Annotated in this window: 24 protein-coding genes; 15 read left to right on the plus strand and 9 right to left on the minus strand. The window is 65.6% G+C overall.

Annotated features, from left to right (window positions below):
• Positions 1-114: 114 nt before the first annotated feature.
• From ACQR2C_RS14910 to ACQR2C_RS14920, 3 genes are all read right to left on the minus strand, one after another.
• Positions 115-1347 (minus strand): GGDEF domain-containing protein, encoded by a 1233-nt coding sequence (locus ACQR2C_RS14910; RefSeq protein WP_434881502.1) that lies wholly within the window; start codon positions 1345-1347, stop codon positions 115-117.
• 113 nt (positions 1348-1460) lie between these two features.
• Positions 1461-2969, minus strand: coding sequence for an AMP-binding protein (locus ACQR2C_RS14915; RefSeq protein WP_434839535.1), 1509 nt, complete (start codon positions 2967-2969; stop codon positions 1461-1463).
• Positions 2970-3020: 51 nt separating this feature from the next.
• Positions 3021-4847: an extracellular solute-binding protein gene (locus ACQR2C_RS14920; protein WP_434881503.1), complete on the minus strand. Its 1827-nt coding sequence runs from the start codon at positions 4845-4847 to the stop codon at positions 3021-3023.
• Between the two features lie 261 nt (positions 4848-5108).
• On the opposite strand from ACQR2C_RS14920, the gene ACQR2C_RS14925 reads away from it, so the two are divergent.
• Entirely contained in the window at positions 5109-5885 is a 777-nt protein-coding gene (locus tag ACQR2C_RS14925; RefSeq protein ID WP_315800022.1) for an invasion associated locus B family protein, read from the plus strand.
• Between the two features lie 154 nt (positions 5886-6039).
• Here ACQR2C_RS14925 and hspQ read toward each other — a convergent pair whose 3' ends face one another.
• Positions 6040-6372, minus strand: a complete 333-nt coding sequence (gene hspQ, locus ACQR2C_RS14930) for a heat shock protein HspQ (RefSeq protein WP_315711998.1) — start codon at positions 6370-6372, stop codon at positions 6040-6042.
• Positions 6373-6514: 142 nt separating this feature from the next.
• Here hspQ and ACQR2C_RS14935 point away from each other — a divergent pair, with 142 nt between their 5' ends.
• A complete protein-coding gene (locus ACQR2C_RS14935; protein WP_434881504.1) occupies positions 6515-7468 on the plus strand; it encodes an AEC family transporter in 954 nt (317 codons plus the stop codon).
• Positions 7469-7474: 6 nt separating this feature from the next.
• On the opposite strand, the gene ACQR2C_RS14940 is transcribed toward ACQR2C_RS14935, so the two are convergent.
• Positions 7475-8674 (minus strand): UbiH/UbiF family hydroxylase, encoded by a 1200-nt coding sequence (locus ACQR2C_RS14940; protein WP_434881505.1) that lies wholly within the window; start codon positions 8672-8674, stop codon positions 7475-7477.
• 118 nt (positions 8675-8792) lie between these two features.
• On the opposite strand from ACQR2C_RS14940, the gene pcsA reads away from it, so the two are divergent.
• The 3 genes from pcsA (at position 8793) to ACQR2C_RS14955 (ending at position 11412) form a co-directional block, all read left to right on the plus strand.
• On the plus strand, positions 8793-9527 hold the full coding sequence (gene pcsA / locus ACQR2C_RS14945; protein WP_434881506.1) for a phosphatidylcholine synthase: 735 nt from the start codon (positions 8793-8795) through the stop codon (positions 9525-9527).
• Positions 9524-10252 (plus strand): TerC family protein, encoded by a 729-nt coding sequence (locus ACQR2C_RS14950; protein WP_315800018.1) that lies wholly within the window; start codon positions 9524-9526, stop codon positions 10250-10252. The genes pcsA and ACQR2C_RS14950 overlap by 4 nt, the downstream gene beginning before the upstream one ends.
• Positions 10253-10437: 185 nt before the next feature.
• Complete coding sequence (locus tag ACQR2C_RS14955) at positions 10438-11412, plus strand: quinone oxidoreductase family protein (RefSeq protein WP_315800017.1); 975 nt, start codon at positions 10438-10440, stop codon at positions 11410-11412.
• Positions 11413-11449: 37 nt separating this feature from the next.
• On the opposite strand, the gene ACQR2C_RS14960 is transcribed toward ACQR2C_RS14955, so the two are convergent.
• From ACQR2C_RS14960 to ACQR2C_RS14970, 3 genes are all read right to left on the minus strand, one after another.
• The gene (locus tag ACQR2C_RS14960; RefSeq protein WP_434881507.1) at positions 11450-12202 is read right to left on the minus strand and encodes a YkgJ family cysteine cluster protein; all 753 of its coding nucleotides are present in this window, start codon (positions 12200-12202) and stop codon (positions 11450-11452) included.
• Between the two features lie 138 nt (positions 12203-12340).
• Complete coding sequence (locus ACQR2C_RS14965) at positions 12341-12616, minus strand: hypothetical protein (RefSeq protein ID WP_315800015.1); 276 nt, start codon at positions 12614-12616, stop codon at positions 12341-12343.
• Positions 12617-12917: 301 nt separating this feature from the next.
• Positions 12918-14114 (minus strand): acetylornithine transaminase, encoded by a 1197-nt coding sequence (locus tag ACQR2C_RS14970; protein ID WP_434881508.1) that lies wholly within the window; start codon positions 14112-14114, stop codon positions 12918-12920.
• Between the two features lie 416 nt (positions 14115-14530).
• Here ACQR2C_RS14970 and ACQR2C_RS14975 point away from each other — a divergent pair, with 416 nt between their 5' ends.
• The 8 genes from ACQR2C_RS14975 to ACQR2C_RS15010 all read left to right on the plus strand — a co-directional run bounded on the left by ACQR2C_RS14975 (position 14531) and on the right by ACQR2C_RS15010 (position 22939).
• A complete protein-coding gene (locus ACQR2C_RS14975; RefSeq protein WP_434881509.1) occupies positions 14531-15652 on the plus strand; it encodes a DUF2336 domain-containing protein in 1122 nt (373 codons plus the stop codon).
• A 168-nt stretch (positions 15653-15820) separates the two neighbouring features.
• Positions 15821-17023 carry a radical SAM protein gene (locus ACQR2C_RS14980; protein WP_434881510.1) on the plus strand — a complete coding sequence of 401 codons (1203 nt, stop codon included), beginning with the start codon at positions 15821-15823 and terminating at the stop codon, positions 17021-17023.
• Positions 17024-17061: 38 nt separating this feature from the next.
• The gene (locus ACQR2C_RS14985; protein WP_316215788.1) at positions 17062-17982 is read left to right on the plus strand and encodes a hypothetical protein; all 921 of its coding nucleotides are present in this window, start codon (positions 17062-17064) and stop codon (positions 17980-17982) included.
• Between the two features lie 140 nt (positions 17983-18122).
• A complete protein-coding gene (locus tag ACQR2C_RS14990; RefSeq protein WP_315800010.1) occupies positions 18123-18359 on the plus strand; it encodes a hypothetical protein in 237 nt (78 codons plus the stop codon).
• A 105-nt stretch (positions 18360-18464) separates the two neighbouring features.
• A complete protein-coding gene (locus ACQR2C_RS14995) occupies positions 18465-19529 on the plus strand; it encodes a radical SAM/SPASM domain-containing protein (protein WP_434872781.1) in 1065 nt (354 codons plus the stop codon).
• A 26-nt stretch (positions 19530-19555) separates the two neighbouring features.
• Positions 19556-21475, plus strand: a complete 1920-nt coding sequence (locus tag ACQR2C_RS15000; protein ID WP_316236501.1) for a RiPP maturation radical SAM C-methyltransferase — start codon at positions 19556-19558, stop codon at positions 21473-21475.
• Positions 21476-21501: 26 nt separating this feature from the next.
• Positions 21502-22347, plus strand: a complete 846-nt coding sequence (locus ACQR2C_RS15005; protein WP_434839544.1) for an aKG-HExxH-type peptide beta-hydroxylase — start codon at positions 21502-21504, stop codon at positions 22345-22347.
• Between the two features lie 10 nt (positions 22348-22357).
• Positions 22358-22939 carry a hypothetical protein gene (locus ACQR2C_RS15010; protein ID WP_434881511.1) on the plus strand — a complete coding sequence of 194 codons (582 nt, stop codon included), beginning with the start codon at positions 22358-22360 and terminating at the stop codon, positions 22937-22939.
• Positions 22940-22956: 17 nt separating this feature from the next.
• Here ACQR2C_RS15010 and rimO read toward each other — a convergent pair whose 3' ends face one another.
• Entirely contained in the window at positions 22957-24282 is a 1326-nt protein-coding gene (gene rimO, locus ACQR2C_RS15015) for a 30S ribosomal protein S12 methylthiotransferase RimO (RefSeq protein ID WP_315800005.1), read from the minus strand.
• Positions 24283-24395: 113 nt separating this feature from the next.
• Here rimO and ACQR2C_RS15020 point away from each other — a divergent pair, with 113 nt between their 5' ends.
• Positions 24396-24986: an ANTAR domain-containing response regulator gene (locus tag ACQR2C_RS15020; protein WP_315800004.1), complete on the plus strand. Its 591-nt coding sequence runs from the start codon at positions 24396-24398 to the stop codon at positions 24984-24986.
• Positions 24983-26137 (plus strand): CmpA/NrtA family ABC transporter substrate-binding protein, encoded by a 1155-nt coding sequence (locus ACQR2C_RS15025; RefSeq protein ID WP_315800003.1) that lies wholly within the window; start codon positions 24983-24985, stop codon positions 26135-26137. The genes ACQR2C_RS15020 and ACQR2C_RS15025 overlap by 4 nt, the downstream gene beginning before the upstream one ends.
• Positions 26138-26425: the final 288 nt, after the last annotated feature.

Consider the following 26425-nt stretch of genomic DNA (forward strand, 5'->3'; position numbering starts at 1 on the left):
GCGATCGATTTGCGTGACCCCAAAAGTGTCAACCATGTCCCCGAACAGGTGTAAGCTATGTCTCCGGGCTAAACACTGCGCTCGCAATGACGTGGAGCTAGCTGTGGCTTAAATTCACGACGCCGCGCGCTGCGCCTCGCCATAGACCCGGGCCAGCAGGGTGCGCGCGGTGTCAGTCGGCTGCAGCGCGGCGACGGTGACCGACGGCTCCGTGCGCGTATCGCGCTTGCCGTGGGAGGTGTGGCGCATGACGCTGGAGAGGCGGCGGGCGATGGCGTGGGCCGAGCGCAGGTCGGTCTCGGCGAACACGACGACGACGGAGCCGTTGTCCTCGTGGGTGCCGAAATCCATCCGCCGCATCAGGCGGCTGATGATGCGGGCGCCGTCATATTGCGCGCGCGGATTGACCGGATCGAAGGCGAAGCGGGCGACCGCCAGGCTGCCGCCGCTCTTCTGGGTCTGGCTGACGGCGGTGGCGAAGTCGCGGGCGAAGGCGTTGCGGGTGAGCAGGCCGGTCTGCGGATCGAGCATGCCGCCGGCTTCGATGGCGCGCAGCGTGCGGTTGAGGCGGGCTTCGAAGGCGTGCTGGCGGATCAACGGCAGCGCGCTGGCCGCGATGTGCGCGGGAGCGCCGGCGATGATCTCGAGATTGGCGAGTTCCTGCAGCGGCGCCGGCTGGTTGGCAGTGACGACAACGGCAAGGTTGCGGAAGCGGGTGTCCTCGGCGAGCACCGCGAGGAACGCGTCGACCACGCGCGGCGAAAACCCTTCGCCGAGCACGATGCCGTCGATGTCGCGGCTCGACAGATGCTTGGCGGCGGCTTCGATGCTCAGCGCGCCGACGACCGCAATGCGTTCGCCAAGCGCGACCGACAGGCCGGGCAGGGAGCTGCCGCGGCCGAGCAGCAGCACGGTCGCGTCATCCAGCGGATCTGTTTCCGGCAGGGTGGCGTCGGGTGCCTTCTTCTCATCGAGACGGCGCAGCACGGTGGTGTGCAGCGTGCGGACACGCAGCGCCGCGCGCAGCCGCGCCAGCAGCCGCTCGTGATTGTCGCTGCCATGCAAGGGAATGGCGTGGTCGGGCAGGACAGCGCCACCGGGCGCGATGGCGATCAGCGGCACGTAGGGCTTGCGCGCACCGACATGACGCGAGACCGCCGCCAGCTCGGTTGCATCAGCATCCTCGACGACGGCGACGACCGCGGCCGGCTGAACCCGGGACATCGTGCTGATCGCATCAGCCCAGCGCGTCTCGACGGAGGGGAGAATTTGCGCCACCGCGAGGGCCGCACTCAGCGAAGGCCGCGTGGACGAGGAGACGATGAGAAGCGGGCCTTGTGGGGACATCCAGGAAACTCAGGATACGCTGGGCGATACGTCGCGATCCTAGGTCCCTCCCGTTAACGCAGCGTCAACACTGTTCCAAACATGACGGTTCCGTAGTGGTCCGGACGGCAGGATCAGCCGCCCGGGCCGGCGCGGTCGCGGAAGGCCTCGACCATCAGCGGATTGAGTCCGAGCTCGGCGAGCGCTTCCCGCGCGCGCGCATTGTCCATCGCGCGGCCCGCGAGGCGGTGACCGCTGAGACGGTCGGGCAGAGCGGTCAGCAGCGCGCCCTGGCCGAGCCGCCGCGACCATTCGTGCAGGTCCTGCGCAAGGAAGCGGTAGCCGCCAACGGCCATCACGCCGGCCGGCGGCGCCGTGATCGAGATCGTGTCCTGGGCACGGTCGAGGCGCACCGCATACTCGGTGTCGACGTAGTCGCGCGGCGCTGCCGGCATCAGCGAGTCGCTCGGCGGCGGCGGAGGGGCGTAGGCGGCGAGCACGACCATCGGCCCCCGCAGCCCGAGCGTGCCCTTCGGCGTCACCAGGATCTCGCCGGCGATCGACGAGCCCGGCTGTTCGCGCGGCGCGCCCTGGCGGCCCGGTTTGACCGGGCCGGGACTGCCATCGGCCGCGGTGCGGCGCACGGCGAACAATCCGGCTTCGCCGAACAGATAGACGTCGGTCATCTCGATGTCGCGCGTCTTCCAAGATGCGCTCGACGCCACCTGCTCGGGCGCGCGCCACATGCCGAGCACGTAACGCAGGTTCGGCAGCCGCGAGGCGAGGTCGCCCTCGTCGAGACGCAAGGCGAGTTGGGCCGGCGCGATCAGCGTATCGCAGGCGAGCTCCGCGAGCTGCTGTTCCAGCACGTCGGCGTCGAACGGGTGATGCAGCGCAAGGGTGCCGCCGGACAACAGCCATGTCACGACCGAAGCGGCAAGGCCGGCGAATGACGACGGCAGGAAGGCCGACATCATGTTCACGCCCTGCGGCAGATCGCTCTCGAGCGAGACGGCGAGCCCCCCGGCGATCAGGCTCAAATGGGTGCGCGGGACGGCGCGGAAGCCGTCGGCGGTCACGTCGAACGAGACGATCGCGGCCTTGCGGCCGTCCGGCATCAGCCCGCGCGTCGAGCGCGAAGGTTTCGCGATCGACTGGTCGAGCGAATACATCCCCTCGGGCAGGTCGGAGCCGAAGCCGCAGACGTGGCGGATCGAGAACGCCTCCGCCGCCGCATTCATCGCGAGATCGGAGTGAATCACGCCGTCGATCTTCGACATCGTGACGATGGCGCGCGCGCTGGTGCGGTTCAGCGCCGCCACGAGCTCCGACTGACGCCACAGCAGTGGGAACACGGCGACGACGAGGCCGGCGCGATGCGCGGCCAACACCGTCAGCACGAACTCGATCGTGTTGGGCAGCTGGACCGCGATCACCGAATGGGCGGGCAGGCCGGCGTCGATGAAATGCGCCGCCAGCGCCGAGATCACGCGATCGGCTTCGGCATAGGTCAGGCGCATCGGCGGCCGCCCGGTGACGCGCTGCTTGTTGATGGGATCGACCAGCGCGACCGCATCCGGCTTGCGCGCCAGGATGCGTTGAAACAACGCGTCGAGCGTCGGCGACGTATTGGCCTGATTCACCTGTTGCCCCGTACTTTCACGGACCCGGCCAAGACCAATTGCCCCGATTGGTCACTTCCGTGCCGGCTCCGGCCGCTGCCACCAGCTCTCCGGGAGCGCTCCCGTCAAAGCCGTCCTCTTTGGCCGTTCTATACGATTCCACCGCGCGATCCATTCCTCGGCGGCATTGAGCACTGGAATAGCGTAGAACCCCACCATAAGAGTACGGTCCAATGCGCGAACCGTCGAGATAAATTCCGGCCTGTCGCGGGCGCGCAACAGCGCCGCGATCATGGCGTCGATCGCCGGGTCCCTGGCCCCCATGTAGTTGCGGGTTCCGGTGCGGTCGGCGGCCTCGCTGCCCCAATAGAACGCCTGCTCGTTGCCGGGGGATAGCGACTGGTCCCAGCGATTCTGGATCATGTCGAACTCGAAGCTCAGGCGGCGCTGGTCGAACTGCACGGGATCGACCACCCTGATCGAGGCATTGATGCCGGCCCGCTTGAGACTGCCGGCGTAAGCCAGTGCGATGCGCTCCTGATCGCGCGTCGTGACCAGGATCTCGAAGGCGAGGGGGGCCCGCGTGGTCCGATGCCGCAATACCGTCCCGTCGAGGCCATATCCGGCCTCGTTAAGCAGATCGAGCGCCGCCTTCAGCGTTGCGCGGTCGCGGCCGGATCCGTCGGTGATCGGCAACCGGTAGCTGCCGTCCATGATGTCGGCGGGGATCTGCGTGGCGTAGGGCTTCAACAGCTCAAGCTCGGTCGCGTCGGCCGGACGTCCATAGGCGGACAGCTCCGAGCCGGCGAAATAGCCGCCGCTGCGGCGGTACAGCCCGAAGAAGTAGTTGCGGTTGATCCATTCGAAATCGAACAGCAACGTCAGCGCACGGCGCACCTTCACGTCGGCGAACACCGGCCGCCGCGTGTTGAACACCAGGAACTGCGAGGGCTGCGGCATCCCCGAGGTGAAGCTGTCGCGGATGACCTCGCCATTGCGTGCGGCCGGGAAGTCATAGCCGTCGTGCCAGCGCAGCGGCTCGGTCTCGACGCGGAAGTCGTACAGCCCGCGCTTGAAGGCTTCGAACTGTCCGTTGGACTCGCGGTAGTAGTCGAGCCTGACCTCGTCGAAGTTCCACAATCCGCGGTTGACCGGCAGGTCGCGTCCCCAATAGTCCGGATTGCGGGTGAGGGTGACACTGGATCCCGGCTGCACCGCGGTGACCCGATATGGGCCTGACCCGAGCGGCGCGGTCATCGTCGTGTCCTCGAAGCTCGGCACGTCCGTCGCGTGCTTCGCCAGAATCGGCATCAGGCCGAGGATCAGCGGCAGCTCGCGGTCTTCCGTTCCACCGAAATCGAACCGGATGGTCAGCGGGTCGAGCACGTCGGCCCTGGCCACCTTGCCGTAGAACTGCCGGTGGTTGGGGCGGCCGTGATCGCGCAGCAGCTCAAAGGAGAACGCCACGTCCTCGGCGAGCACGGGGCTGCCGTCGGAGAAGCGGGCACGCGGGTCGAGCCGGAAGGTGACATAGGTCCTGTTCTCGTCGGTCTCGACGGATTTCGCGAGCAGGCCATACAGCGTGAACGGCTCGTCGTTGCCGCGGGTGAGCAGGCTCTCGACCACATAGCTGCGGATTTGCTGCACCGCGAGGCCGCGGACGATGAACGGATTCAGGCTATCGAAGGTGCCGAGCAGTCCCCAGACCAGACGGCCGCCCTTGGGCGCGTCGGGATTCGCATAGGGCATGTGGTCGAAGTCGGCCGGCAAGGCCGGGAGACCGTGCATGGCGATCGCCGCAGTCTCTGCCGCGTTCGCCGTGGGGGTGTAGACCGCGGGCAACAATGCCAGGACCACGGCGACCCATCCCGCGGCCGCGCTGAACATGCGCTGCAGCATCAGGATCGGGGCGCAAGCATTTGATTCGGAACAGGTCACAAGGGGCTTTTACCACAGGCTCGCCAGCGCTAGACCGCGGCTTCGACATGGTCTCGCGGCATTGATTCTTCCGCGCACCGCGTTAAGAAGGCGGGCGATTGAGTTAGGGCGGCAACGCCTGTCACTTAACCGCCTCATTTCCTGAGGAGACAGCCGCTTCAACGGCTTGGTGTGGCGCCTTTGGCGGTCTCGGGCGCTGCCGTTCAGAAAGGGTTTTCCGCAATGAATTTCCGTGACTTGGCCTCGTCGGTTGGGCCGCGTGGGCGGCTTGTCGCGCTGCTCGCGGTCACCGCGCTGGCCGTTTCCTTCGCTCCTTCGGTTGCGCAGGCTCAAGCGCCGAAGGCGAAGGCTCCGGCTGCCGCTCCCAAGGCTCCCGCGCCGGCCGCCCAGGCCCCTGCCATTCCTCCCGCCGGCGGCCAGCCTCAGGCCCAGGCTCAGCAGGAGATGCCGCAGCTGATCTACGCGCCGTGGACCAAGTTCTGCCTGAAGGGGCAGGATGCCAACGCCAAGCAGGTCTGCTTCATCGGCAAGGACGGCCGCATCGAATCCGGTCAGCCTGTGGTTGCAGCCGTCATCATCGAGCCCGAAGGCGAGCCGAAGAAGATCCTGCGTGTGACCTTGCCGCTCGGCATGCAGCTCCAGCCCGGAACCCGCATCGTCATCGACAACAACCAGTTCATGGAAGGAAAGTACGTCATCTGCTTCCAGAACGGCTGCATGTCGGACTACGAAGCGACGCCCGAATTCGTGAACAGCCTCAAGAAGGGCCAGACCCTCTACGTCCAGGCGATCAACTCGAACGGCACCGCGCTGACGCTGCCGCTGCCGCTGCAGGAAGGCAACAGCAGCTTCGCCAAGGCCTATGATGGTCCGCCGACCGACCCGAAGCAGTTCGAAGAGACCCAGAAGAAGCTGCAGGAAGAGCTGCAGAAGCGCGCCGAGGAGCAGCGCAAGAAGCTCGAGCAGACCCAGCCAGGCCAGCCGCAGGCGAAGCAGTAACGCTGGCCGGGCCCGTCCCGCATGATCAAAGGCGCTCCATTCGGAGCGCCTTTTTCATTCTGCGAGCTGATGCGAGGGGGAACTTGCGAGCCTGGACCGAACGATGAGGGGCTTGCGCCGACGGCGCTCAGGCGAAGCTCTCTGGTCGAGCAGGTCAGTTCATCAGCGGATTGCGCGGACGATAGCCGCCCGATTTGTCCTTGATGAAGATCTCCGCAACCTGGGAATGGCGGATCGGCTCGCCGGACTCGTCGGGAACCAGGTTCTGCTCGGAAACATAGGCGACGTATTCGGATTCCGCGTTCTCGGCCAGCAGGTGATAGAATGGCTGGTCCTTATGCGGACGGACCTCCTCGGGAATCGACAGCCACCATTCCTCGGTGTTGTTGAACTCCGGATCGATGTCGAAAATCACGCCCCGGAACGAGAACACCCGATGCCGGACGATCTGGCCGATCTGAAACTTGGCAGTTCGTGCTTTGATCATCCCAGTCGAATAGACCAGGACGGGGAGCGATGCTAGTGCCCCGCGGGCGGATTTAATCTAGACCAATCCGATTCGCGTCAAGCCGCGACGCCCCGCATTCCAGGCCCTTCCCAGGCTCCCTCCGGGGCCATCTTCCGAGCCCATGATCGACATTCTCAATCTGGCCCTGCCTTATTTCGGCGTCGTTTTCATAGGCTTCGCCTGCGGTAAGTGGAGGAGGCTGCCCGAAACCGGGCTCGCCTGGATGAACTTCTTCCTGCTCTACGTCTCGCTGCCCGCCTTGATGTTCAACCTCATCGCGCGCACGCCGTTCACGGAGCTGAGCAACCCTCCCTTCCTGGTTGCAACGACACTCGCCACCATGCTCACCTTCGCCCTGGCGCTCGTGCTCGGCAAGGCGATCGGGCGGCTGTCGCTGCGCGAGGCGACCATGGCCGGGCTCGCGGGTGGCTACGGCAATATCGGCTATATGGGGCCCGGGCTGGCGCTGGCCGTGCTCGGGAGCAGGGCGGCGGCGCCGACCGCGCTGATCTTCTGCTGCGACAGCATCTTCCTGTTCTCGATCGTGCCGCTGCTCGTCGAGCTGACCGAGCGCGATCATGCCTCGGTGGTGCACGCGCTGCGCACCGTGCTGCGCCAGATCCTGCAGAACCCGCTGATCATGGCTACCGCCGCTGGCATCCTGGCGGCCGCGTTCCAGTTGCATCCGCCGACCGTGCTCGACCGTACCCTGCAGTTCCTGCAGAACGCCGCTGCGCCGACGGCGCTGTTCGCGCTCGGCGTGACCGTGGCGCTGCGCCCGTTCGAGCGGCTGCCCTGGGAGGTGCCGGTCCTGACCGTGGTGAAGCTCGTCGTTCACCCGCTGCTGTCGTTCGGGCTGATGCTGCTGTTCGGGCCGTTCGCGCAGCCCTGGGCGGCGACCGCGGTGCTGATGGCGGCGCTGCCGCCGGCGCTCAATGTGTTCGTGATCGCGCGCCAGCACGACAGCTGGATCGAGCCGGCCTCATCGGCGGTGCTGATCGGCACCTTCGCCTCGGTGATCACCCTGACCAGCGTGATGTGGCTGATCCAGACTGGCCGGCTGGCGTTTCCCTGACGGTGCTCAACCGGCCCTGCGCGTGACTCTCCATGACGGCGCCAGGCCCTCGCGCATCGCGAGCCGTCGCAGCGGACCGATGCCGCTCATGAGATGCATGCCGACGGCGCGCAGCGACTGCATCGGCAGAAGATCGCTGAGCAGCGAGCGGTTGGCGACGTCGATGGCGAAGGTGCGGCTCAGGATATCGGCGCGGCGCGCCGCACCATAGCGCGCGAGCACCTGCGGCGCACCGATATCCTCGCCGGCCGCATTGGCCTTGCGCACGACATCTGCGATGTCGATGCCGTCGCGCAGGCCGAGGTTCAGTCCCTGCGCACCGATCGGCGGCACCACATGCGCGGCCTCGCCGACCAGGGCGATCCGGTTTTGCGCGTAGCTCAAGGGCCGCTCGATCGCGAGCGGAAACACATGGCGGCCCGGCTTGACGCGCACCCGGCCGAAGATCGAGTGCGACTGCCGCTCGGCGGCGGCGGACAGGGCGTCGTCGTCGAGCGCGAACAGCCGGTCGGCCTCCTTCGGGGCCGCGACCCAGACAACGCTGCAGCGGTCGCCCGGCAGCGGCACGAACACGCAGGGTCCCTGCGGCGTGTGGAATTCCGTCGACACGTTGTGATGCGGCCGTGCATGGGTGATGTTGAAGGTCAGCGCCGACTGCTGCAGCGTGCGCCGGCTCACGCCGATGCCGGCGGCCTCGCGGCACAGCGAATGCCGGCCATCGGCGCCGACCACGAGCCGCGCCGTCAGCACGCGGCCCGATGCGCTGGTGACGGTCACCGCATCGGCATCGCTGCGCACGCTGTCCGCATCCTCGGCGATCCGCACCAGGCCGTCGATCTCGCCGGCGCGTTGTTCCAGCGCGTCGACCAGGACGGCATTGGCGATGTTGTAGCCGAACATTTCGAGACCGATCTCGTCGGCGACGAAGCGGACCTCCGGGGCTCGGATCAGCCGGCCGGTATCGTCGACAAGCCGCATCGCCTTGAGACCGGCGGCGCGGTCACGGCACGCCGACCAGACACCGATCTCGTCGAGAAAGTCGACCGAGCCGCCGAGCAGGGCGGTGGTGCGGTTGTCGGCATACGGCGCCTGGCGGGCCACGAGCGCCGTCCGCGCCCCGGTCTGCGACAGGGCAATGGCGGCGGCGAGCCCGGCGGGTCCGCCGCCGACGACGATGACATCAAAGCTGGCGTCTGTGTTGCTCATGCGGGAACATTTGACGTTCCGGCAGGGCTTTTTCAAGGGTATTGCGTGAGCCTGCGCGGCGCATCGCCGCAACGGCGGATATGCAATCGGCTCCGATTCCTGATAGCACTGGCGCCGCATGGATCAGTTGAGACCAGAGAGCAGGGTCGCCGCAACGCCGGCGCATCGCGCCGCGGCGTTCTCGGTGCACGTCTTCACCGCGCTCGGTGCGGGCGTCGCGCTGCTGGCGATGCTCGAGGCCGTGCGCGAGCATTGGACTGCGATGTTCTGGTGGCTCGGCGTCGCGCTCGTCATCGACGGCATCGACGGGCCGATGGCGCGCCGGCTCGACGTCGTCCATGTGCAGCCGGACTGGTCGGGCGACGTGCTCGATCTGGTGGTGGATTTCACGACCTATGTGTTCGTGCCGGCCTACGCCATCACCGCCAGCGGCATGCTGCTGCCGCTCGCCGCGCCGGTCATCGGCGTCGGCATCGCCGTCACCGGCGCGCTGTATTTCGCCGATCGCCGCATGAAGAGTAACGACAATCATTTTCGCGGATTTCCGGGACTCTGGAACATTGCGGCATTCTATCTGTTCCTGCTGCATCCCTCGCCATCGTTGGCGACCCTCGGTCTCGCGGTCCTGATCGCGCTGACCTTCGTCCCATTCCACGTCATCCACCCGGTGCGCGTCGAGCGGCTGCGCTGGCTGACGCTGCCGCTGGTCGCGCTCTGGGGCGTCCTGGTCATCGACGTGCTGGGAAACAACTTCGCCGTGGGCTCGATCGTGACGGCCTTGTTGTGCGCGATCGCCCTCTACATCGTCGCGAGCGACTCCGCGATCCGCCTGCTGAGATCCTTGAAAGCATGATCGACCTTCTGACCAGTCCCGAAGCGTGGGCCGCGCTGCTCACTCTGACCGCCCTCGAGATCGTTCTCGGCATCGACAACGTCATATTCCTGTCGGTGATCACCTCGCGCATCCCGCAGCCGCAGGCGACACGCGCCCGCCAGATCGGGCTGGCGTTGGCCCTGATCTTCCGCATCCTGCTGCTCAGCGTGCTGGTCTGGCTGATCGGGCTGACGCAGCCGGTGTTCACGATCGGCGGCGTGGGCTTCTCCTGGCGCGACATCATCCTGATCGCCGGCGGCCTGTTCCTGATCGCCAAGGCCACGCACGAGATCCATGCCGAGGTCGAGGCGCGCGAGGAGGAGGAGGGGTCGCAGGGCGGCGGCGCCAACAAGTTCTTCTGGGTGATCCTGCAGATCATCGTCATCGATCTCGTGTTCTCGCTGGACTCGATCATTACCGCGATCGGCATGGCCCAGGATCTCGAGATCATGATCGCCGCCGTCATCATCGCCATGGTCATCATGTACGTGTCCTCGGGACCGGTGGCGCGTTTCGTGGCGAACCATCCGACCACCAAGATGCTGGCGCTCGCCTTCCTGGTGCTGATCGGCGTCGCGCTGGTCGCCGACGGCTTCAAGTTCCACATCCCGCGCGGCTACATCTACTTCGCGATCGTCTTTGCGCTGGCGGTCGAGGCCTTCAACGTGATGGCGTCGCGCAACCGCAGGAAGCGCAACGCCTGACCGGTGCCGAGTTGACAAGGCCGCCGTGATCGCCTTCGCTTTTGCCGCCGGCAGCGCCGGGTGCGCGGCCGGAGGTCGGCTCCTTCAACGGAGCCGGATGTCCGATGAGAATCAGGTAAGTGTCGAAGGTTCTTTCGCCGGATTCCCGGACGCGGCGATGGAGAGTCCGAAGGGGAGATGGCGGGATGGTCAAGGCGGTGCGCGTGCACAAGGTGGGAGGCCCCGAGGCGCTGGTCTATGAGCCGGTCGATCTCGCCGCGCCCGGCCCCGGCGAGGTCCGCATCCGCCAGCACGCGATCGGCCTGAATTTCATCGACGTGTATTATCGCACCGGACTGTACAAGGCGCCCGGCCTGCCGTTCATCGCCGGTAACGAGGCGGCAGGCGAGGTGATCGCCGTGGGGCCCGGCGTCACGCATTTCCATCCCGGCGACCGCGTCGCGTATTATGAGAACCTCGGCGGCTATGCCACCGAGCGCAACATCGCCTGGCAGCGCCTGGTCAAGCTGCCCGACCATATCACCTATGAGCAGGGCGCGGTGCTGATGCTCAAGGGGCTGACGGTCTGGTATCTGCTGCACAAGACCTTCAAGGTCGAGCCGCACCATCGCGTGCTGATCCACGCCGCCGCCGGCGGCATCGGCCTGCTGGCCTGCCAGTGGGCGCGCGCGCTCGGCGCGCACGTCATCGGCACCGTCGGCTCCAAGGCGAAGGCGGATCTCGCGCTGGCCAATGGCTGCGATCACGTCATCCTCTACAACGAGGAGGACTTCGTCGCGCGGGTCAAGCAGATCAGCCGCGGCGAATTGTGCGACGTGGTCTATGACGGCGTCGGCAAGTCGACCTTCCCCGGCTCGTTGTCCTGCCTGAAGCAGCGCGGCCTGTTCGTCAGCTTCGGCAACGCCTCGGGTCCGGTGCCGCCGTTCTCGATCGCCGAACTCAACAGTCATGGCTCTCTGTTCGCGACCCGGCCGAAGCTCAACGACTATATCGGCAAGCGGTCCGAACTGCTGGAGGGCGCCGATACGCTGTTCTCGGCGGTGATCAGCGGCAAGCTGCACGTGCCGATCAATCACGCCTATGCGCTGAAGGATGCGGGTCGGGCGCATGCCGACCTCGAAAGCCGCGCCACGACCGGGGCCTCGATCCTCAAGCCTTAACAGCCGGCCTTAACAGCCGCGCGACCGAGCCCTGTCGCTACACCTCGCCCCGGATCGAAGCGTCACCGGCTGCCGCGCGACTCCAGAGCACCGCATCGGTCTGCGCTGCCGTCGACGCCTCGATCCGCGCCGGCGCGAGGCTGTCTTGCCCGTCCCGCCAGGCGCGCTCGCGCTCGGGGTCGTCGAGTGCCAGAACGAGACCCTGGTTGAGCTCATACAGGCCAGAGGCGAGCCCCGCAGCGTCGAGCGCCGCCCTGAGCGAATCCTGCACCAGCGCGCGCAGCGCGAGGTGTGGTGCCGAGACCGGCACGTCGACCTCGCGGCCGGCCATGGCCTGTGCGCAGGCGCGCCGGTCGAACGAGGCATGCCCGCGGCAGGCGAGCGGACGCGCGGGATGGACGATGCAGCCGCCGCGTACGAGGAATGGGCAGGGCTGACGCAACTTCATCCGCGCGGTGTCGCTCAATCCGTGCGTCGCGCGGTTGGCGAGCTTGATCCGGCGCGACAGCGAGCCGAGCGCCTTAGCCGGCATGCGCTGGTCGATCTGCCGGACATAGCGCGCGAGCAGGAAGATCTCCGGTGCCGTCGCGGTCACGCGCAATGCGCAACAGGAGGGGCAGCCCTTGGCGCAGGCGAGGGCGGGCAGATGCGCCGTCTGGGCGTCGATATTGGCTTCGAACAGATCGAAAGCGCGGTCGGCGAGCGTCTCAGCGCAGTTCTGCGATGTCCTGCACGCTGCCAGCAGCGAGCTGAACGCCCGCTTCAGTTCGGTGAAAGCCGCATCGCTCAATGCTGTCCTCCAAAGACCCGACGATCAAAACGCCGGACGGTCAAAAACGCCAGCGACCGCGGCGCACCCGGCGCACCGCGGTCGACAGGGGCAGGGCAGAGAGGACGCTCACTGCCACACCCAGCCCGAAAGCCGATGTCAGGCAATGCCCTTGAGGATCGCCTCGAAACAGGGGCGGGGGATGCGGAAGAAGCCGCGGCCGCCGGCGAAGGTCTGATAATGCGGACGCGCCATGTCGAGCAGGCGCTCATACCATTCATTGGCGGTCAGGCTGGCGGGCTTCTCGCCGATCGAGTTGATGTCCGAGTTCGGGAAGAAGCGAACGTGGATCAGCACCTCTTCGGTCGCGGCCAGGGCGATGTGGCTGCCGCTGTCGTCGACCGGCAACGCCCGAGCCAGATTGTCTCTCGCCATTCTTGCATCTCCTTCTATCGTGCCGACCTCGTTGTCGGCGGATGATCATCAGCTTGGTCCCGGCAAGCCTCTCTCCTCCGAGCTGATCACATCCCGTACAACGCTATATCAGGACAGATATAACGTAAGTCATCGGATCGCAGGTGTTTGGCGCGATCAGGATCGTTGTTCGGGGGGACGGCTGTCCTTGATCCAGGTCAAATGGCTGCGAGCCCAACCTCGGTGTTTGTGCCTCATCTGTAGGCAGCCGGCACGCAGGCTTCGCATGTGGCACGGAGCCTGCGTCTTGAACGGCATTCGATCAGGCGACGCAGCGCGCGGCGCCGACTTTGGTCAGGATTCCGTCCAGCGCGTCGATCATCGCCGCAATCTCATCGCGAGTCACATTGAGGGCCGGCATGAAGCGTAGCGCATCCGGACGCGGCGCGTTCAGCAGCAGGCCGAGCTCGAAGGCGTGCGCAACGATCGCCGGCGCGATCGGCCTGATCACGTCGAGCGCAAGCAGCAGACCACAGCCGCGCACTTCGCCCAGGCCGTGCCTTGCCGAGATGCGCTGCAACTCGCTCTCCAGATAGATCCCGTTGTCCGCGACAGCCTTCAGAAACTCCGGCTTCTCGATCACATCGAGCACGGCGAGTCCCGCCGCACACATCAGCGGATTGCCGTTGAAGGTGCCGCCCTGATCGCCATGCTCGAAGCAAGACGCCTCGTCGGTCGCCAGCAGGGCGGCGAGCGGAACGCCGCCGCCGATGCCCTTGCCCAGGGTCATGATGTCCGGGAGGACGTCGGCATGCTCATAGCCGAACAGTTTTCCGGTGCGGCCCATGCCGGTCTGGATCTCGTCGACGATCAGCAGCAGCCCGTGCCTGGTGGTCAGCGCCCGCAACTGCTGCAGGAACTCGTCGGTCGCGGGCCACACGCCGGCCTCGCCCTGGATCGGCTCCAGCATGATCGCCACCGTCTTGTCGGAGATCAGGGCCTCGACCGAGGCGATGTCGTTCAGCCGTGCCTTTGGAAAGCCCGGGACCTTGGGCTCGAACAGCGGCTCGAACGCCTTCTTGCCCGAAGCCGACATCGTCGCCAGCGTGCGGCCGTGGAAGCCGCCCTCGAAGGTGATGATCTCGTATGCGCCGTTCTTGCACAGAGCGCCGTATTTGCGGGCGAGCTTGATGGCGCCTTCATTGGCTTCGGCGCCCGAATTGGTGAAGAACACCTGGTCGAAGCACGAGCGGTCGACCAGCGCCTTAGCGAATTGGAGGCTGGTGTCGTTGAAATAGGCCGGGCTCGGCGTGATCAGGCGTGCCGCCTGGTGGGCGAGCGCGCTGGCCAGCTCCGGCGGCGCGTGGCCGAGCGAGTTCACGGCCCAGCCCTGGACGAAGTCGAGGTAGCGCTTGCCGCCGTCGTCCCATAACCAGGAACCCTTGCCCTGAACGAAGACGGTGCGCGGGCGCGCCGTGATCTCCATCAGAGCGTCGTAGGGATGGGAGGCGGTCAGCATGTGCAATCTCCTATGCTCAGGGGGAAGCGGGGGCCAAAAAGTGAGAAGGCCGCTCCTTTGCGGGAGCGGCCTTCTCGAAAACCTGGAGCTGATGAGCTAGCTGATCAGCAACGTCTTCGGACATGGCGCGCCCCGGCATCGTCACGGCGGTGACGACGGCAAACGGCGGCGCGGCGGTTGGTCCGGTTGAAGATCATGCGGCGGCCATACAGGCAAATCGCAACCGGTGTCAAGATGCCGGCCTGCAGACTGCAACAAGGGCCGCCGCTCCAGGAAGCGGCGAGGGAAGCGCCGCGGTGCGAAGCCCGCTCGATCCGGTCTCGGGTCTCGCACTTTAGTGACAACTTTACCAAACATTTAGCGGCTGTGTTTACCCTCCCTGGGCAGCTTGAAAATGCAAGCGCTCAGGACGAGCGATGTCGAACCCCCATCTCACGATCGCCGAAGAAGTGCAGGCGGCCATAGCCACCGGCTCAGCCGACCGCTGCTCCGGCGTGGCCGAGCGGGTCGCCTCCCTGTTCGTCGCCTCTGCCGGCAGCCTGGATATCGAGCAGCACGCGCTGTTTGCCGACGTCTTCGAGCGTCTCGTCAATACCATCGAGCTGCGTGCGCTGGCCGACGTCGGGGCCCGGATCGCACTCGCCGAACTCAGCGCCCAGCTTGCCCCGATCCCGCAGGCGCCGGCCGGCGTGATCCGGCGGCTGGCCCATCATGACGACATCGCCGTCGCGGGGCCGGTGCTTTCGGAATCGCCGCGGCTGAGCAGCGAGGATCTGATCGAGATCGCGCAGACGCGCAGCGAGAAGCACCTGATGGCGATCGCCGGGCGCTGGTGGCTGCAGGAGATCGTGACCGACGCGCTGCTCGCTCGACGCTATCCGAGCGTGAGCCGGCAACTCATGAAGAACCCCGGGGCGCGGGTGTCACCCGCCGGATTTGCCGCCATCGTGGCGCAAGCGGCGGGAGACGCGGAGCTCACGGTCGCGGCCGGCATCCGCGCCGATCTGCCGGCAGCCTTGCGCAGGACCCTGTTGCAGCGCGCGACGGAGGCGGTGAGGGTGCGCCTGCTCGCGTCGGCGCCGCCGCATCTCTACGAGGAAATTCGCAGCGCCATTTCATCGGCCACGCTCGACGCCGAGCGCGAGATGTCGCGCAATCGCGACGCGGGCAGGTCCAAGGTGGCAGTCGGCCAGCTGAAGCAGGGCGGCAAACTGACCGAAGCCGCGCTGCTGGAATTTGCCCGCCAGCGGCGTTACGGCGAGACGATCGCGGCCATCGCGGAGCTCGCGAAATGCAGCATCGAGCTGGTGCGGCCGCTGATGCAGAGCCTGCGCAGCGACGGCATTCTCGTGCCGTGCAAGGCCGCTGGACTGAGCTGGGTCACGGTTGCCGCGATCCTCGATAGCCGGTTCGTTTCAGGCGCAACGCCCCCCGACGAGCTGACCAAGCTCAAGAACAAATATCTCGAACTGAAGCAGGACGAGGCGCTTCGCCTGCTGAAGCTCTGGTCGGTTCGTACCACGGGCTCCTCGCACTGAGGACGGCTCGCCCGGGGCCGCAAAGGCGCTTGGGCGACCTGCTGCGGTGCAGCAAGACAACCGAGGGGCGTTCGGCCATATCCACGCACCTTTGATCTTTTAAAATCAGGGGTTGTGTCGTATCCTCTTCGCTGCCTGCGGGAGATGCCCCGGTCAGACCGGTCAGGAATGACTCCCGTCGAGGAGATCGTGATGGGTGTCGAGCTTCGTCCGCTGGGCGTGACCTGCAACATCATGTGCCAGTATTGCTACCAGAACCCGCTCCGGGACAGCGGCAGCCTGCGCCCGCGCTATGACATCGATGCGATGCTGGCCGCCCTCGCAGAGGACGATGAGCCGTTCACGTTGTTCGGCGGCGAGCCGCTGCTGCTGCCGCTGCCGGATCTCGAGAGGCTGTGGGCATTCGGACTGGCGCGCTTTGGCCGCAACCGGATCCAGACCAATGGCACGCTCATCACAGACCGCCACACGGAGCTGTTCGCGACCTATGCGGTTCATGTCGGCATTTCCATCGACGGCCCTGACGCTTTGAATGATGTCCGCTGGGCCGGGTCCCTCGACAGGACGCGGGACCTCACCAAGAGCGTCGATCGTGCGATCGCCGGACTGTGCGAGCGGGGCCTGCATCCGAGCCTGATCATCACGATGCATCGGGGCAATGGGCTGCCGCAGCACTGGCCCTCAATGGACAGCTGGCTGCTGGAGATGCAGGCGAGGGGGGTGCGAAATGTCAGGCTGCATGCACTCGAGGTCGACTCGCCCGCCGTGCAGGCGCATTGGGCGATGACCGATCCTGAAACCATCGCGGCGTTTCTACACTTCTACCGATTCGAGCGCGAGCACCTCACCTCGATGCGCTTCGACATCTTCGACGAGATGCGGGCGCTTCTTCGTGGGCTGGATGACCAGACCGGCTGTGTCTGGCACGGTTGTGATCCGTATACGACCGGCGCGGTGCACGGCATCGAGGGATTTGGCGAGCGCAGCAATTGCGGCCGCACCAACAAGCGCGGGATCGACTTCATCAAGACCGAGGCTGCCGGCTATGAGCGTAGCATTGCCCTGTGGTTCACCCCGCAGCCGGCCGGCGGCTGCCGCGACTGCCGCTTCTTCGCGATGTGCAAGGGCCAATGCCCGGGAACCTCGATCGACGGCGATTGGCGCAACCGCAGTGCGCAATGCGCGCTCTGGACCGCGCTGTTTGTCCAGATCGAGGAAGACCTGCTCGCTGTAGGCGAAACGCCGTTGTCCTGCGATCCTCGTCGCGCCGAGATCGAGCACAGGCTCATCAAGTCGATGATGGACGGCCGGGTCCCGTTGCTGACGGAGATCATGGAAGATCTGAGTGGATCGCCGCCTGTGGCGGTTTGAGATCCAGGACGTTTGCGAAAGAGAATTTGGCCGATCAAATGTCCGAGCATGCCGCGATCCTCCCTCCGATCCGCCCGCCATTCGTTCGCATCGGCTGGGTCTCGGAGGCTGCGAGAAAGGTGTGGGAGCCGCGCTTCGAGCTGATCAGGACGGAATGGAAAGTGTTGCGTTGGCGGGCGGTCGCGGCCGGTTTGAGCCGGGCATCGATCAGCACCGTCAACCCCGAAGCTCTCGATGAGATGGCGCTGCAGGTCGAACGCGCAGGGCTCGCGCTCATACCAGTCCGACTGGCGGTCGAGGCGGTCCCGAAATTGCCGTCGTCGCAGACGCGGGCAAGACTGCCGCTCGAAGTCACCATCGCTGTCGTCCGTGCTCGCGACACGGATGAGTTCGAAGCCGACTGGCAGCGCGATCCGGCACGAACATTGCGGGACTGGGCAGGGTGTCCCCATTGTTGCGCCGAGGCGCTGCGCCGCCGCGAGCGCCGGCCGCTGGATCCGGTCTGGGCGAGCGCGCTGTTCGAGAGAACCGAAGCGTCGGGACATCGGCGGATCGAGCTGCCGTCGCGGCCGGCGACGAACATGCTCTGGCGGTCAATTGATCTCTGCATCATCCCGCACTGGCCTTGCCGGCTCGATTGCCCGGCAAGCGCCGCGCTCGCGGCGAACATGCTCGCATTCGGCCGAGCGCATTGCGGGCAGACGACGGAGTGGCTGCTCGATGTCCTGACGTGGCCGGCCGAGTGGTCAATGATGCACGGCATCGCCGAGCTGCACGCGCCGGTCTGCCGGATCACGGCATCGACCTCCTACAGCAGCGCACGCCGCGAAATTATCTATCATGGCGCGACCTGGCCCGTTGAAGGCGCGAGCGGCTTGCGCTTCCCGTATCGGGCACCATCGCGCGAACGCTGGACGGGGTCGAAGAGCTTTCGTGGGGGAACGCTGACGACAGGGTAGGCGGTCCTACTTCCCTGGCCCGAGTGAAAATACAATCTCCGCGAGTTGTGATGTATCTACTGCCGCAAAAGTGTTATATGCTCCGCTTTGCGTTGATTGACCACCTTCATTGCCAAGAGCGATTATCGGGAGACTCCAAGATGTCTTACATGGACAAGAAGATTCAAATCACTGCGGACCTTGCGAAAGTGAAGGCTGCGGCGGCCCAGCTGAAGAGCCAGGCCAATGCCGCGGACGAGCTCCAGAAGGATCCGCAGGGATATCTCGCCCAAGTCGGCATCGAGATCGATTCGAACACGGCCGATCTGATCAAGGATCGCCTGTCGGGCCAGAAGGCGACCGCCGCGCCTGCTTCGGTCATTCACGTCGACGTCTGACCGCGATCTCAAGCCGGCCGGACAATGTCTGCATTGCCCGGCCGGAAACGTGCTGCAGCTCCGACCTCCGTCAAAGTCAGTTCCTGCCCCTGGGAGCAGCTGGACATGCATTCGCGTGACCGGGTGACGAAACCGACTGAGCTTGTCTTCAATATCAGTTACCGCTGTCCGCTGAAGTGCAGCCATTGCTGCTTTTCGTCGGATATGACTCAGCTCGACGTGCTGCCGCAGGACCTGATGATCGCAGCGATCGATGATGCAGCCGTCGCTCACGACATGACGCGGATCAATCTGGTCGGCGGCGATCCATTCCTCCAGCCCGAATTGATGCGCGCTGCGGCATCCCGCGCCAGGTCGTTCGGCCTCTCCACGTCCGCGACCACCAGCGCCTATTGGGCGACATCCGAAGCGAAGGCCGAGCGGATCCTGACTCCACTGGTTGAAGCAGGTCTCGAACGGATCATCATCTCTTTCGACGACATGCATGCCGAATTCTTGGACGGGCGCAATATCGCGCATGCCTACCGGGCTGCCCGTTCGCTCGGATTGGACGTGCTGATTGCCGTCGTGACATCGCCGGGCAGCGTGATCGACCAGTCCCGGATCTTCGATCTTCTCGGTGTCGACCCTGACTCGGATCCGCAGCTGTCGGTGTACGAGACGGCGATCAACTCCACGGGACGCGCCGTCGACGATGTCAGCGCGTCCGACCTCGACGCAAGGCGGCATTCGCCACAGGTCTATCGCGGACCATGTCCCTCGGTGCTGAGGCATTTCTCCGTGGCCCCGAGCGGGAACGTTCTGCCCTGCTGCGGCGTGCTGCCGTTTCATGCCGCGATGAGCGTCGGTGATCTGAACGAGACGCCGATGTCCGAGGCGATGTCCCGCGCCTACATGGACCCGGTGTGGAAGTGGATCGCCTTCGAAGGTCCGATCGCTCTGCTCTGCGAAATCACGGCGGAGACCGAACGACCGCTCGCGGCCAGCGATTTCGACGGCATCTGCACGGCGTGCGACCGTCTGTTCTCAAATCCCGAGCTGCTGCAATTGCTCGACAGCCATTTGCCGCGGAAGCTGCCAACGTTGACGCTGCTCGAGCACATGTTCGAGGCAGTGGGTGTATTTCATTCGGTGCCTCCGCCGTCGTCCGACCTGTCCGCCAAGTTCTGACAGCCCAAGTTCTGAGAGCCATTGCCATGACCATATCCGTTGCGCTGGTTGCAGCGCCGTTCCTGGCCTTGACGCGGCCCGCGCTGGGGATCAGCACGCTCCAGGCGGCCCTCGAGGACCGCGGGATCGACGCACGGCAGTACTATCTCGGTTTTGCGTTTGCCGAGTTGATCGGCGCCGACACCTTCCAGTTCATCGCGGAGCAGGTTCAGACCAGCCTGCTGATCGGTGAATGGGTGTTCGCCGCGACCTTCGAAAACGCTCCTGATCCTGTCGCGGAAGCCCGGCACCGGGAGCGAATGGAAGCCTATTGCGGCAAGCATTGGCCCGCGGTCGTCGCGGCGCGCGATGCGGCGGAGAGGTTCGTCGACCGGTCGGCTCGTCTGCTGATCGCAGACGGCGCCCGCATCGTCGGCTTCTCGTCGACGTTCCAGCAGAATTGCGCGTCTCTCGGCATCGCGCATCGCATCAGGCAGCTCGCGCCGGACACGATCATATGCTTCGGCGGCGCCAACTGCGAGGGGCCGATGGGCGAGGCGCTGCTCGAACGCTTCCCGCAAATCGACTATGTGTTTCGCGGCGAGTCCGACCGGACCTTTCCGGATTTCGTCGAGCGCTTCCTTGCAGGCACCTTGCCTTACAGTGAAAGCACCGACGTGCTGGGCCGCGTGGGCACGAATGGGAGGATCGCGGAGACTCCGCTGCAGAATCTTGACGAGCTTCCCGTCCCCGACTTCACCGACTATTTCGCGGAGCTGAGGCAGGCGTCGTTCTGCGATGATCTGCTCCCCGCGCTGCCGTTCGAGAGCTCGCGCGGCTGCTGGTGGGGCATGAAGCACCACTGCACATTCTGCGGCCTGAACGGCGCGACGATGGCGTTTCGCACCAAGTCGGCCGAGCGCGTGCTGGCCGAGCTCGCAACACTATCCGCGCGCTGGAGCGTCAAGCGCTTCGAGGCGACCGACAACATTCTGAACTTGAAGCATGTCGACGCCGTGTTCGGCCACCTCGCCAACACCGCGCCGTCGCCTTACCGGATCCTCTACGAGATCAAGTCGAACATGCGCCCCGAGCAGCTGCGTACGCTCGCGCGCGGCGGGGTGACCTGGGTTCAGCCGGGCATCGAGCATCTCGACAACGATGTCCTGCGCCTGATGGAAAAGGGCGTGACCGGGCTGCAGAACGTCCGCGTGCTCCGAAGCTGTGCCGAGATCGGACTCCGGCCGATCTGGAACGTGCTGTGCGGCTTCCCCGGCGAGCGGCCTGCGGCCTACGCCAAGATAGCGCGATGGTTTGCGTTGCTGGAGCATCTGCAGCCGCCGACCGGACATTGCCGGATCAGGCTCGACCGCTTCAGCCCGTACTTCAACCACGCGGCCGAGTTCGGGTTTGAAAATGTCGCTCCCGCGCTGGCCTATCAGGCGGTCTATGGCCAGCCGGAAGATGTGCTGACGCGGCTCGCTTATTTCTTCGATGGCACGGCGGCCAACACCGCGTCGGATGATGATCTCGCGCCGCTCGGCGCGGCGATCAAGCTTTGGCGGTCTGCACATGTGGACGGCACCGCAATGCCGATACTGGCGGTGGTCGGATTGGGTCCGTTGTCGATCCTCAAGGACACGCGCCGGATCGCAACCGAGACATGGCGCATCCTCGATCCGATCGAGATCGCCGTGCTGGACGCCTTCCGAGAACCAGTTCGCATCGACGCGACCCTCGGGCGGCTGGTCGACCAGGAGACCTCCTGGCCAGAGGTGGAGCAGAGCTACGCCGGCCTGGTCGCCAGCGGGTGCATCCTGGAAGACGAGGACTGCGCGCTGACGCTGGTCACCAGCACCGAAGCCCTCGTCATCGACGACGAATGCCGGCGCGATTTCCCCGGCGGCTGGCTGCGCCCGATCGCCAGGGACGGCTCCGGCGCGTCGTCCGCTCAGCTTCAATTCTGAATCAACATCCGTCGCGGGAGGAGACAATGATCGACTGGTCGCGGGCCGCGGCACCACAGGATGATCTGTATGACGCCTTGCTGGCCTGTCATCTCGCCAGCACGACCACGAACGCTCACCGGCCGGAGCCGTTCGTGCACCGGGTCGTCGGCCATTCGCCGCGCATCTTCGATGGCGCCGTGTCGGTTCGCTACGTGCAGCCGACCGCGCCGGGGGCGCCCGTATTCAGCAACGGTCCGCTGGAGCACCCCAACATCGATGCTGCCGTCGACTACGTGCGGCGCTGGCCGGTCGCCTTCGAACAGATGCGCATGCTCATCGATTCCTTCCATCCGTTGGCGCGTCCCGATGTTGCGGAGAGCGACTATCGCGAGGGCTATGGATCCTACAGCGGCTCGACCGACGACCGGCTGGGCACGCTGTTCGCCACCATCTTCGATCCGATCGGCCTGGCCCAGGCGTTCGTGCACGAGATGGGACACAACAAGCTTCGCGCGCTCGGCATCAATCTGGAATCCGCGGATCGGCTGGTGTTGAATCCGGCGGACGAGTTGTATGTCAGCCCCGTCATCAAGGATCGTTTGCGCCCGATGACCGCGGTGCTGCATGCGGAATATTCGTTTGCCTACATCACGGCGCTCGACATCGTGCTGATCGAGACCGAGCCGGATGAAGAGCGGCGCCAATTGCTGTTTCGCCTGCTGCGGCGCAATCTCGCCCGCATTGAGGAGGGGGTCGACGAGATCCGGCGGTACATCCGCGTCGACCGGGACGGAGAGGCGTTCGTTGCCGGCCTCTATGCCTGGATCGACGCGTTGATCGCGCGAGGCCGGCAGTTGCTCGAGACCCGCGAGGCGGCGGCGGTGCACTGAGGAGGCGTCGTTGGACCTGTCAACGTGGCGAGCGCTGATGTCCGGCGAACGGCCCGCGCCGGATTGGCTTGCGGCCGACAACGGCTTCGCGTCCGTCTGCGGAATGCGAGAGGCTCACGCTCCCATCGCCGCGGCCGTAAGAACGGTCACGGCCGGGGCGCGCTACAACATCATCGATCTCGGATGCGGCAATGGGGCGCTGTTGGCCGCGAGTTGCGAAGGGACGCCTGATCTGCAGCCGCTCGGCATCGAGCGAGATTCACGAAAGCTCGTCCATGCGCGAGCGATGTTCGGACGAGCGGTTTCGCACTGGCCGAGTTGCGACATGTTCGCTTGCCCCGCACCGCTTGAGACGGCCGCTGATCGGAGCGTCGTTTTGATCATGCCCGGACGGTTGCTCGAAGCGGGCGCTGACAGGGCTGCCACACTGTGTCGGTGGCTTCGCAGCCACGCCGACATCATCCTCTGCTACGCCTATCCCGATTGGATCGCGCGCTACGGCAATCTTGATGAACTCGGCAGACGCGCCGGCTTTGCATCATTGGAAAGCGTGGGACTCGACCGGACGATTGCGATCGGCCGGCTTCCCTGAGTTGCCGTTGACCCGCGCTAGAACCCAGCGACCGTGCCGTGCAGGTCGTATTCGTCGGCACGCTCGATCTTGACCGTGACGATCTCGCCGACACGCAGCGGCCGCCGGCTGGACAGATAAACGGCGCCATCGATGTCCGGGGCATCGGCCTTGGTGCGGCCCTTGGCGACGCTCGGCCCGACCTCGTCGATGATCACCTGCTGACGCGTTCCGACCTTGCGCTTGAGCCTGCGCGCCGAGATCTTCTGCTGGCGGGCCATGAGCGCGTCCCAGCGCTCCTGCTTGACCTCGTCCGGGACCTGGTCGGGCAGGGCGTTGGAGGTCGCGCCGGCCACCGGCTCGTATTTGAAGCAGCCGAGCCGATCGATCTCGGCCTCATCCAGCCAATCCAGCAGGTAGGCGAAGTCGGCGTCCGTCTCGCCGGGGAAGCCGACGATGAAGGTCGAGCGCAGCGCAAGATCCGGGCAGGTCGTCCGCCAGGCCTTGATCCGGTCCAGCGTCTTGTCCTGCGCCGCCGGGCGGCGCATCGCCTTCAGGACGTTGGGGCTGGCATGCTGGAACGGGATGTCGAGATAGGGCAATATCTTACCGTCCGCCATGAGGCCGATCACCTCGTCGACATGCGGGTAGGGGTACACGTAGTGCATGCGCACCCAGGCGCCGAGCTCGCCGAGCTCGCGCGCCAGATCGAGGAAGCGAGCCCGGACGTTGCGGTCCTTCCAGGCGCTTTCGGCATATTTCAGGTCCAGCCCATAGGCCGAGGTGTCCTGAGAAATGACCAGGAGCTCCTTGACCCCGGCTGCGACCAGCCGCTCGGCCTCGCGCAGCACGTCGGCCGCGGACCGCGACACCAGATCGCCGCGAAGCTTCGGGATGATGCAGAAGGTGCAGCGGTTGTTGCAGCCTTCGGAGATCTTCAGATAGGCGTAGTGCCGGGGCGTGAGCTTGATGCCCTGCGGAGGAACCAGGTCGAGATGCGGGTTGTGCGCCGGCGGCGACGCGCGATGGACGGCGTCCAGCACGCTCTCATACTGCTGCGGGCCGGTGATCGACAGCACGCCGGGATAGGCCTGCTCGATCTGCTCCGGCTCGGCGCCCATGCAGCCGGTGACGATGACCTTGCCGTTCTCGGCCATGGCCGCGCCGATCGCCGACAGCGATTCCTGCTTGGCGCTGTCCAGGAACCCGCAGGTGTTGACGATGACGACGTCGGCGCCGTCATGCTTCCGGGCGAGCTCGTAGCCCTCGGCGCGCAGGCGCGTGATGATGCGCTCGGAATCGACCAAGGCCTTGGGACAACCGAGCGAAACAAAGCTGATCTTGGGCGCCGAACCCTGCTGCATCTTGGAACTGCCTGATGAGATAGGCGTCAGCTAGTCCGAATTGTCCAGAAAGACAAGGCTTTGAGGCGGCCACGTCCATGCTATGGGTGAGGGCCCGGACAACCTGGTGATCGATGAGCGCCGAGCAATCGCCTAAAATCGTGATCGTCGACGAAAGCCCGATCCGCGCGGCCATCCTGGAGGAGGGCTTGCGGGAGGCGGGTTTTACCGGCGTGGTGCATGTCAGCGAGATGCAGGGTCTCCTGGCGCGCATCTATGCCCTGGACCCGGATGTCATCGTCATCGACCTGGAGAACCCCAGCCGCGACGTGCTGGAGCAGATGTTCCAGGTCAGCCGCGCCGTCCGCCGGCCGATCGCGATGTTCGTGGACCAGAGCGACGCGGCCTCGATCCAGGCCTCGGTCGAGGCGGGCGTCTCAGCCTACATCGTCGATGGGCTGAAGAAGGAGCGGATCAAGCCGATCCTCGACCTCTGCATCTCGCGCTTCAATGCGTTCTCCAAGCTTCAGGACGAGCTCGAGCGCACCAAGTCCGCGCTGGAGGACCGCAAGGTGATCGACCGCGCCAAGGGCATTCTGATGAAGATGAAGGGCTTCACCGAAGAGGAAGCCTATGTGCTGTTGCGCTCCACGGCCATGCGCGAAAAGAAGAAGATCGGCGAGATCGCGCAGTCGATCCTGACCGCCTCGGAGTTGTTGAAATGACCGGCCCGCTTCGCATTGGCTTCATCCCGCTGGTCGATGCCGCCGCGCTGATCGTCGCCGTCGACAACGGCTTCACCGCGGCCGAAGGTCTCGACGTCACGCTGGTCCGAGAGGTGTCGTGGTCGAACGTGCGCGACAAGCTCAACATCGGCCTGTTCGACGCGGCGCATCTGCTGGCTCCCGTCGCCATCGCGTCGAGCCTGGGCATCGGTCACGTCAAGGTGCCGATCGTGGCTCCTTTCAATCTCGGGGTGAACGGCAACGCGATCACCGTGACGCCGGCGCTGCATGCGGCGATCATGGCCAATCTCGATGGGGATCGTTTCGACCCGATGGCGACGGCGCTGGCGCTGGCGCGCGTCGTCGCGGAACGGCGCAAGGCCGGGCGCGAGCCGCTGACGTTCGGCATGACGTTTCCGTTCTCGACCCACAACTATCAGTTGCGGTTCTGGATGGCCGCAGGTGGCGTCGACCCCGATGAGGACGTCCGCCTCGTGGTGCTGCCGCCGCCCTACATGGTGGAGAGCATCGCCAACGGTCACGTCGACGCGTTCTGCGTCGGAGCACCGTGGAACTCGATCGCAGTCGATCTCGGCATCGGCCATATTCTCCACTTCGTGTCTGACGTGCTGGTGCGCGCGGCCGAAAAGGTGCTGGCGGTCAGGCAGAGCTGGGCTGACAAGAATCCCGGCGCTCTCGCCGGCCTGGTTCGCGCCTGCGCCAAGGCCGCCAATTTCATCGAACAGAACCACGCAGAATCCGCGCGCATCCTGGCTCAGCCGGAGCGCATCGGCGTCGATGCGGAGGTGCTCCAGCGTACGCTGGACGGCCGCCTCAAGATCTCGCCGGACGGCACCTTCCGCGAAAGCTCGCGCTATCTGCTGGTGGGCCGCGAAGACGCGGGACGGCCCGAGAGGATCCAGGCGGCATGGCTCTATGCCCAGATGGTGCGGTGGGGCCAGACTCCCCTCAGTACTGAAGCCCTGGGCACTGCCATGGGCGTGTTCCGGCCGGACATCTACGACGCGGCCATGGGCACGGCCGCGGTCGGCACGGATGCCGCCATCGGCGCATTCGCCGGTCCGCCTTTCGCGGCGGACGACGTGATCGGCCATCTCAAGGCCTTCAAGATCGGCCGCTGGACGGCCTGATTCACGCACCGATCAGGGTCTGGGCACCGTGTGCCGTCGACCAATTTTTGGGCGACGTGCCCGTATTTCGAGGCTTGAGTCGGTTAACTTGCCTTCATTGATTCGATCAGCATTCTGATTTTACGCGCTTTTTCTGTTTTTTCCGGCTGGCACGCAACTTGAATATTGCAGTGCAGTCAGCCGCCGCAGATGCCGCTGACTGCAATCCGTGTCGGATTTCCGCAGCAACGAAGCTGGTCGGATCTTTCGTCGGAAGCAGGCCATGTCGGCCTGTCGGACGATGCGATC

Source organism: Bradyrhizobium sp. HKCCYLRH3061, from assembly GCF_051168015.1.
Lineage (GTDB): Bacteria > Pseudomonadota > Alphaproteobacteria > Rhizobiales > Xanthobacteraceae > Bradyrhizobium.

Coding starts and splice junctions, on each gene's coding strand:
- ACQR2C_RS14910 (WP_434881502.1), bottom strand. CDS start 1,347: ATGTCCCCACAAGGCCCGCTTCTCATCGTCTCCTCGTCCACGCGGCCT.
- ACQR2C_RS14920 (WP_434881503.1), bottom strand. CDS start 4,847: ATGCTGCAGCGCATGTTCAGCGCGGCCGCGGGATGGGTCGCCGTGGTC.
- ACQR2C_RS14925 (WP_315800022.1), top strand. CDS start 5,109: ATGAATTTCCGTGACTTGGCCTCGTCGGTTGGGCCGCGTGGGCGGCTT.
- hspQ (WP_315711998.1), bottom strand. CDS start 6,372: ATGATCAAAGCACGAACTGCCAAGTTTCAGATCGGCCAGATCGTCCGG.
- ACQR2C_RS14935 (WP_434881504.1), top strand. CDS start 6,515: ATGATCGACATTCTCAATCTGGCCCTGCCTTATTTCGGCGTCGTTTTC.
- ACQR2C_RS14940 (WP_434881505.1), bottom strand. CDS start 8,674: ATGAGCAACACAGACGCCAGCTTTGATGTCATCGTCGTCGGCGGCGGA.
- pcsA (WP_434881506.1), top strand. CDS start 8,793: ATGGATCAGTTGAGACCAGAGAGCAGGGTCGCCGCAACGCCGGCGCAT.
- ACQR2C_RS14950 (WP_315800018.1), top strand. CDS start 9,524: ATGATCGACCTTCTGACCAGTCCCGAAGCGTGGGCCGCGCTGCTCACT.
- ACQR2C_RS14955 (WP_315800017.1), top strand. CDS start 10,438: ATGGTCAAGGCGGTGCGCGTGCACAAGGTGGGAGGCCCCGAGGCGCTG.
- ACQR2C_RS14965 (WP_315800015.1), bottom strand. CDS start 12,616: ATGGCGAGAGACAATCTGGCTCGGGCGTTGCCGGTCGACGACAGCGGC.
- ACQR2C_RS14970 (WP_434881508.1), bottom strand. CDS start 14,114: ATGCTGACCGCCTCCCATCCCTACGACGCTCTGATGGAGATCACGGCG.
- ACQR2C_RS14975 (WP_434881509.1), top strand. CDS start 14,531: ATGTCGAACCCCCATCTCACGATCGCCGAAGAAGTGCAGGCGGCCATA.
- ACQR2C_RS14980 (WP_434881510.1), top strand. CDS start 15,821: ATGACTCCCGTCGAGGAGATCGTGATGGGTGTCGAGCTTCGTCCGCTG.
- ACQR2C_RS14985 (WP_316215788.1), top strand. CDS start 17,062: ATGTCCGAGCATGCCGCGATCCTCCCTCCGATCCGCCCGCCATTCGTT.
- ACQR2C_RS14990 (WP_315800010.1), top strand. CDS start 18,123: ATGTCTTACATGGACAAGAAGATTCAAATCACTGCGGACCTTGCGAAA.
- ACQR2C_RS14995 (WP_434872781.1), top strand. CDS start 18,465: ATGCATTCGCGTGACCGGGTGACGAAACCGACTGAGCTTGTCTTCAAT.
- ACQR2C_RS15000 (WP_316236501.1), top strand. CDS start 19,556: ATGACCATATCCGTTGCGCTGGTTGCAGCGCCGTTCCTGGCCTTGACG.
- ACQR2C_RS15005 (WP_434839544.1), top strand. CDS start 21,502: ATGATCGACTGGTCGCGGGCCGCGGCACCACAGGATGATCTGTATGAC.
- rimO (WP_315800005.1), bottom strand. CDS start 24,282: ATGCAGCAGGGTTCGGCGCCCAAGATCAGCTTTGTTTCGCTCGGTTGT.
- ACQR2C_RS15020 (WP_315800004.1), top strand. CDS start 24,396: ATGAGCGCCGAGCAATCGCCTAAAATCGTGATCGTCGACGAAAGCCCG.
- ACQR2C_RS15025 (WP_315800003.1), top strand. CDS start 24,983: ATGACCGGCCCGCTTCGCATTGGCTTCATCCCGCTGGTCGATGCCGCC.